General features: G+C 49.2%; 6 protein-coding genes. All 6 read left to right on the top strand.

Going from position 1 to position 7,779, the window contains the following annotated elements; genetic code table 11:
- The first annotated feature begins 193 nt into the window (after positions 1–193).
- Positions 194–613, top strand: a complete 420-nt coding sequence (locus C0U40_RS17705; protein ID WP_101657128.1) for a DNA-binding protein — start codon at positions 194–196, stop codon at positions 611–613.
- Positions 614–718: 105 nt separating this feature from the next.
- Complete coding sequence (locus tag C0U40_RS17700; RefSeq protein WP_101657127.1) at positions 719–1,741, top strand: tyrosine-type recombinase/integrase; 1,023 nt, start codon at positions 719–721, stop codon at positions 1,739–1,741.
- A gap of 139 nt (positions 1,742–1,880) precedes the next feature.
- A complete protein-coding gene (locus C0U40_RS17695) occupies positions 1,881–4,178 on the top strand; it encodes a type ISP restriction/modification enzyme (protein WP_101657126.1) in 2,298 nt (765 codons plus the stop codon).
- A gap of 21 nt (positions 4,179–4,199) precedes the next feature.
- Positions 4,200–6,077 carry a DUF262 domain-containing protein gene (locus tag C0U40_RS17690; protein ID WP_101657125.1) on the top strand — a complete coding sequence of 626 codons (1,878 nt, stop codon included), beginning with the start codon at positions 4,200–4,202 and terminating at the stop codon, positions 6,075–6,077.
- A gap of 241 nt (positions 6,078–6,318) precedes the next feature.
- Positions 6,319–7,434 (top strand): acyltransferase family protein, encoded by a 1,116-nt coding sequence (locus tag C0U40_RS17685; protein ID WP_101657124.1) that lies wholly within the window; start codon positions 6,319–6,321, stop codon positions 7,432–7,434.
- The gene (locus C0U40_RS17680; protein WP_101657123.1) at positions 7,406–7,777 is read left to right on the top strand and encodes a thiol-disulfide oxidoreductase DCC family protein; all 372 of its coding nucleotides are present in this window, start codon (positions 7,406–7,408) and stop codon (positions 7,775–7,777) included. Before C0U40_RS17685 ends, C0U40_RS17680 begins: the two co-directional genes overlap by 29 nt.
- Positions 7,778–7,779: the final 2 nt, after the last annotated feature.

The following is a 7,779-nucleotide window of genomic DNA, read 5'->3' as shown; positions in this document are numbered from 1 at the left end:
ATCAGCAGGAGCAGAGAGTAGCTTAATTTACGCCAGATCCTGTCCGACAAATGGGGAGCAGCTCACAATGGCGTCATAAGGGAATAGGGCCAGCTTTCTATAAGTTAGGCCGGAAAATCATTTATCGCGGATCTGATCTCAATGATTGGGCAGAGGCCCGGCGCGTTGAGCCTTCCAAAGGGGAGGTGCTCTAATGGCCAAGCGTATTTCGTCGCGACTTGTCAAAAAGGATCGTCTGTACACCTATGACGAAGCTGGCGATTTACTCGGCATCACTGGCCACACGGTACGGGCGTGGCGCTCGAAGGGGCTGGACGTAATGACAGCCAGTAAACCTCATTTCATTTTGGGCGCTGCACTCATTGCCTATATCGAAAGCAAACAGATCAAACGTTCTTCTAAGGGCGCTTTAGACGAGATGTTTTGCTTCAAGTGTAAGGCGCACAGAAAGCCGCTAGGGGCGATGGTGGACTACATCCCCATAACAGAAGTTCGGGGGAATTTAATGGGGATATGCGGGCACTGTGAGGGGCCGTTACATCGGTTCACCAGTAAAGCCGGCTTGGGCAAATTAAGCGCCATATACGAAATTGCGATCAAGGGCGCATCTTGAGCCTATGCGAACCCCTCAATTCCAGTTGGAAACCGCACTTTCTCCAACCCCGCCTAACAGCCCTAAATCCGGTCACCTGATCCACAAATAAGAAAGGAAACTGCAATGAGAAAAGTTGTTGAAGAAAATGAACGGATGAAACGTAAATATGTGTTCTATCTGGAGCAAGCCGAAGGGCTGGATGTTAAGTCCACGGACAAGGTTCTTGCCGCAATTTTGAAGTTTGAGCAATCTACTGGATTCAAGCCATTCAAGCGGTTTCATGTTGAGCAAGCCGCCAAATTCAAGATTACTCTTTCCCAGGCAAAAAACCAACGTGGGCAGCAATTGAGCCATTCGACAATTGACGCAACCTTAGCCCTAGTACGGAAATTCTTTCATTGGCTCGCTGGGCAAACGGGATACAAAAAGGTTCTGACCTATAGTGATACCCGTTATTTCAATAACAATCGTAAATCGGCACGAATAGCGCATACCGCGAATGAGAAGAAAGCGCCAACGCCAGAAGCCGCATTTCACGCCTTCCAAGCCATGCCCAGCGCCACGGAGTACGACAGGCGCGACAAAGCGTTGTTTGCCTTCTTTATGCTCACAGGCGCGCGCGTGGGGGCTGTGGCTTCCCTTCGGCTCAAACATGTTGATCTCTTTCATGGCAAAGTGTTCCAAGATCCCCGCGAGGTGAATACCAAAGCCGCGAAAGCTATCGACACGACATTCTTCCCGGTGAATCCGGCCTATCTTGAGTGCTTTACGGCATGGATTGAATTTCTGCGTGCTGTGAAGTTCTTTGATCCGACGGATGCGGTGTTTCCTAAGGCTCAAATGGGGCTAGCAGAAACAGGCGGTTTTATCAAAACGGGATTATCCCGTGATCCGTTCTCAACAACAACGCCGCTGAACAAGATCATCCGCAATGCCTTTGCGATGGTGCAGTTGCCGGAGTATACGCCACATGCCTTTCGCACCACGTTAGTCAAAATGGCGAATGATCGGTGCAAAACAGTAGAGGAGTTCAAGGCATGGGGAATGAACATCGGGCATGAAAACATGGCGGTGACGATGGGATCATACCTGCCTATTGATAAGCATCGCAAAGAAGAACTGATTAAGAACTTGAAAACAGCTTAAAGGGGTTTGTTTGTAGCCGCTGGTCTATTTAGAAAGGAAGGACAGTGAGCCGATAAAAAGACTTTCTCTACACGATTGAAAGGCGTTTGCGCTGGGCGATTGGGTTGAGTAGAGTTTGCTCAAATATATTGAGGCTCCAATGCAAAATTCCCTTTCACAAGCGCTTGAAAATATCCGTTTAAACTCCGTTTCTGAATTTGAGAAGGGCGAGTATTTTGAAAGGCTTGTGAAGGTTTTTCTAGAAAACGATAATTTGCACACGCAAACGCTCGACAAAATCTGGCATTTCAAAGATTGGGCTAAGGAATTTGGAAAACCCTCAAATGATACTGGGATTGACCTAGTTGGACGACATGCAGATGGTTTAGGATTTTGCGCAATCCAGTGCAAGTTTTACGCCAGCGATTCCAGTATCAGCAAGAAGCACATTGACTCGTTTGTTTCAGCCGCGTCCACGGCGGATTTTGTCAGTCTGGTCATTGTAGATACTACCCTCAAAGATTTCAGTCCGAACCTAAAAGCAATGCTCGATAATCTTGACCGGGATTGGCATCGCATTGCGTTAACAGATCTTGAAAAGAGTCGGATTGATTGGGCGTCTTATTTTCGCGACCAAACCGTCAGACTAGAAGAACCTAAAAAATTACGCGATCACCAAAGAGAAGCGCTTGAGGCTGTCCGGTCTGGGTTAGCGGAGGCTGATCGGGGTAAGCTGATAATGGCCTGTGGTACAGGCAAAACCTTCACTGGCCTCAAGATTGCTGAGGAACTGGGCGGCAAAGGAGCTATGGTTCTTTATATGGTGCCCTCATTGGCACTGATGTCGCAAACGGTTCGCGAATGGAAAAACGATTGTGATGAAGAGTTCTTGGCCTTCTCTGTGTGTTCCGATGTGAAGGTTGGTAAACGCCAAGGCGACGGTGACGCAATCCAATTCACAGTTCACGACTTGGCGTTTCCAGCAACCACGGATGCAGGCAAAATTGCTGGTCAGATTGCAACTGCTGACCGTGACAAAATGACAGTAGTATTCTCCACCTATCAATCCATTCAAACTATATCGGATGCCCAGAAGTCCCACGGGCTGCCAGAGTTTGATTGGATTATTTGTGATGAGGCGCACCGGACCACAGGCGCAACGATTGAGGGCGAGGATGAAAGCAATTTCGTCCGTATTCACTCGAACGAGCATGTGAAGGGCAAGAAGCGGCTGTATATGACCGCTACGCCTAAAATCTATGGTGAGAACGCCAAGTCAAAAGCCAAGCAACATGACGTTGAGCTGGCATCTATGGATGACGAAACGAAATTCGGCAAAGTTCTGTTTCATCGCGGTTTTTCTTGGGCTGTCGAAAATAACCTTCTGTCGGACTACAAAGTCATCGTTTTGGCGGTGGATGAAGGTCTTATCAGTTCCGGTGTTCAAACCCGCTTGACAGAATCCAGTGAAATGAAACTGGACGACGCGACCAAGATCATCGGGTGTTACAAGGCGCTGACCAAGCACGAACTGATAGGCGAGAAATCGGTCAACCCGCAGCCGATGAAACGCGCATTGGCATTCTGTAAGAACATTGCCGTTTCCAAGATGGTCACGGAAGAGTTTTCCGAAGTCGTTGAGGAATATAGCGCAAGCGATCTGGTGGACGATGGGCGAGGGCCTGTCTTGGATATGCAGTTGCGCCATGTGGATGGTACATACAACAATAGCCAATGCTTTCCCCTCAAACTCTACGAACCTGCCAGTGCCGATGATGGCCTCTTTGCCACCGGCGAAACTGGCTATACCGAACGCGACGGGATAAGCGATGCGGGGCTAAAGCACTTTCAAGACGCCTATGCGGGCGAGCAGATCAGCAAGGAAGACCTGTTCTATTACATCTATGGCCTGCTGCATTCCCCCGACTATCGCGAGCGGTTCAAGAACAACCTGTCCAAAGAACTCCCCCGCATTCCCGCAGTCAAAACCGCTGCCGATTTCTGGGCCTTCTCCAAAGCAGGCAGGGCGCTGGGCGATCTGCATGTGAACTACGGGGCCGTTGAGCCTTACCCGGTGGTGATCAAAGAGGGCGACCTGCGCTTGGCCGACATCCCCAACCCCGAAACCTTCTACCGCGTCGAAAAGATGAAGTTCGGCGGCAAAGGTAAGGTTAAGGACAAAACCACCGTCCAATACAACGCACGTATCACCATGACAGGCATTCCACTCGCCGCCTACGACTACGTCGTCAACGGCAAACCCGCGCTCGAATGGGTGATGGAACGCCAATGCGTGAAAACTGACAAAGCCAGCGGCATCGTAAACGACGCCAACCGCTATGCCATAGAAACAGTAGGCAACCCCGCCTATCCGCTGGAACTGTTTCAACGGGTGATCACAGTAAGCCTAGAAACGATGAAGATCGTGAATGGTTTGCCGAAATTGGATATTGATTAATTTTTTTTTGAAAGTCGAATTATGGAACTAACAACTTTTACAACTAACCCTCGTTCGTTGGAAGACCTGCTTAAAGAAGCCAGAAACGGTAAGCTACAACTGCCTGATTTTCAGAGGTCATGGGTATGGGACGAAGATCGCATTATTGATTTGCTTGCATCAATATCCAGAGCCTTCCCAATTGGCGCAATCATGACACTAAAAACAGGTGGTGAAGTGAACTTCCACCCCCGTCCAATTCAAGGGGTCAATGAGCGAACAGATTTTCAACCGGAAGAATTGTTGTTGGATGGCCAGCAACGCATTACCTCAATCTATCAGGTCGCAATGCGTGGTGAAGTGGTAGAAACGACTACCGTCAAACATAAAAAAATCAAACGGTGGTTCTATGTGGATATCCGTAAAGCAATTGATCCAGATATTGACCAGTCTGAGGCAATTTTTTCGGTACCCGAGGAAAAAAAGTTGAAGGTCAGTGAGAATTGGCCTGAAGGGTTGAATTTGCAGAAAAGGGAAGACGAGTTTTCAAACCTAGTTTTCCCGCTCTGTGAGTTGTTCAACTGGAGCACATGGCAAACGGATTTGATTACCTATCTTAATTCGAACGGCACATTTGCAGAGTTATGGAACGATGTAATTGTTCCGTTCGAAAAGCAATTCGTTAACATTTTCAAAGGTTATGATGTTCCAGTGATCTCGCTTGGAAAGTCCACTAGTAAAGAGGCCGTTTGCACAGTTTTCGAGAAGGTAAACACTGGCGGTAAAGCGCTCGACGCGTTCGAGTTGGTTACTGCAATGTTTGCCGCAGAAGGGCATAAACTTCGTGACGATTGGTACGGCGACGGTAAGGTGAACGCTGGATACGCGGCGCGTATTTCATCTCTTAACTCTATTGGCGAAGAGAAATGGGGGGTGCTTTCTAAAGTAGACAACACTGATTTTCTTCAGGTAATTTCACTCTTTCACACGCGCGATCTGAGGCGTGCAGCAATTAAGGAAGGCAAGCAAGGAAAAGAACTTCCTCAAGTTACTGGCAAAAGGGCAGCATTGCTAAACTTGCCACTGGCGGCCTATCTAAAATACCGAGAAATTGCATTGTTGGGTTTCCAGAGAGCCGCGAAATTTCTCCATATGTTAAACATTTTCTATGTTCGTGATCTTCCATATCAAACCCAGATCATACCCCTTGCTGCAATACTTGCCGATATAGGTAATCGTTGGGAGAGCGTAGCTATACGGGACCAATTGACAGAGTGGTATTGGTGCGGCGTTTTTGGAGAGTTGTACGGTTCGGCGGTGGATACACGAATTGGAACTGACTTTCTAGAAGTCCCCTTGTGGTTTGACGGTGGAGCAAAGCCCAAAACGGTCTTAGATGCCAACTTCCATAAAGACCGATTGTTAACAATGCGAATGAGGCTATCAGCCGCATATAAAGGTGTGAATGCGTTGCTGATGCAGAGTGGTGCAAAGGACTTGCGATCTGGCCAAAAATTTGAGCACACGACTTTCTTTGATGAGGCCGTGGATATTCATCATATTTTTCCTCAAAAGTGGTGTATGGATAATGGAAAAGACAAGAAAGTGTACGATTCAATCGTAAATAAGACCCCATTGTCAGCAAGAACAAATCGCATTATCGGGGGACAGGCACCTTCCAAATATTTGAGAGCTCTGGAAAATGGCTCAGAGAAAGAGCCCAAGGTTTTACCAGATGCATTGGATGCCTATCTAGCAACACATTTGATAGACGCAGCACTGATACGCGCTGATAATTACGAGTCGTTTATCTCGGCGCGACAGAAATCACTTTTACGTCTGATCGAGGTTGCAATGAAAAAGCAGATTGTATCCGAAAGCGAGGATGAAGAGGCTTGGGGGGACCGTGCGAACTTCTAGAAAGAGGCGCACAATTTTCTATCTTGTGGTATTTTATGTGGTATAATTTTTTTGTGTTTATATTTAAGTAAGCAGAATCAAGTATTTGAATTATTTGTTATGCGGACTGTCTGTCCGCCACCCACCCCTTTTTTCTGGTTTCTCTTTCCGATGCAGCCTTCAGTGCGCTTGGGCGGGTTTTGGCGTCACATTTACGCCTGTTTCACGGGGTATAGAGGCGTGAAACGACAGATGAGACTTCATGCGCGATCTGCGGGTACCCTTTCTTGCCTCCTTTGAAGGCCTGCGCGGCTTTGCTGCATTGGGGATATTTGTCTACCATTTCCACCATGTTCGCGCTTTTGATGCGCTGACCTCCAAAGCGCCGGTTTTCTTCGGGCAGGGCTGGATGTTTGTTGATCTGTTCTTTGTGCTGAGTGGCTGGGTCATGGCACATGTCTATTTCGCCAAGCTGTCGCACCGGAAGTGGAGCGATGTAGCCGGATTTATGGTGGCACGTGTTGCGCGGCTTTATCCGCTGCATGTCACTGTGGTTTTAAGCTGGTTTATCATTTTCCACGTCCTGGGCGGTGACGGGCTGGACTCGGGCACGCTTTCCCGTCTGGCGAGCCAGCTGTCCATGACGTTTACATGGGGAGATCTCGCAACACGCCCCTTTGTCGCCCCGACATGGTCGATCAGCGCCGAATTTGCGGCCTACCTGCTGTTTCCCGTGCTGGTTTGGGCCGGTGTCCCTGCAACACGGCTGCGGGCAATTGCGCTGATATTGGGCGGGGTTGCAGGCTATGTCCTGTTGCACTCGGCTTTCGGGACGATCCACGTCATTACCGGAATGGCCCCAGTCAGGGCGATCGCGGGGTTTGTTATCGGCGTGGGGATGTGGAAGCTGGTCGGAGATTCTCAAACCCTCGCCAACGCGCGAATTCTGGAGGCGCTTGCCCTTGTTGTGTTTACCGGTACGGTTCTGACAGGCATGTCTCCGTTCGGGTTCCTCGCGGCTGGAATTCTGCTGGTCTGCGCCGTCTCAACCGACAGGGGGCTGATTGCACAGGTTCTTCAGATGAAAGCGTTCCAGGTTTTAGGTCGCCTCAGCTTTTCGATGTATATGTGGCATTGGTTCGTCATTGTGGCCTTTCAGAACCTTTCCACTTCCTTCTCCGCGACGGAGGGGCTGGTTGTTCTTGCGGGAACTGTTATCGGCGTTTTGATCTGGTTAGAGTTTTCGGTACGGTATATCGAACAACCGATGGGGCGGGCCTTAAAATCACTTCTCAAGCACGTTACATACAAGCCACGCCTGCAATTTCGCGGAATGAAAAGCCTGAACCATGACACAGACGCTCAAAATAGTTTATGACGGGGATTGCCCGTTCTGTGCGCGGTATGTGCGGTTCATCCGGTTGAAGGATACAGTCGGTGATGTCGATCTGATCGATGCCCGTTCGGATGATCCGGCAGTAGAGCAGGTGCGCGCGACTGGCGTGAACCTGAATGACGGAATGGCGCTTATCGACGGGGACCGTATCTATTTTGGTGATGAATGCATCCACCGCCTTGCGCTGATGAGCACACCGTCAGGTCTCTTTAACCGACTTAATGCTGCGGTGTTCCGTTCGCCCGCTCTGTCCCGGCTGCTGTATCCGGTGCTTAAAACAGGACGTGCGATAACTTTGCGCCTGATGGGACGGACCCCGATCTGACG

The sequence above is a fragment of the Neptunicoccus cionae genome (assembly GCF_002860325.1).
GTDB lineage: Bacteria > Pseudomonadota > Alphaproteobacteria > Rhodobacterales > Rhodobacteraceae > Amylibacter > Amylibacter lutimaris.
Note: the sequence above shows the minus strand (reverse complement) of the source record. Positions and strands in the feature narration are given on the sequence as shown.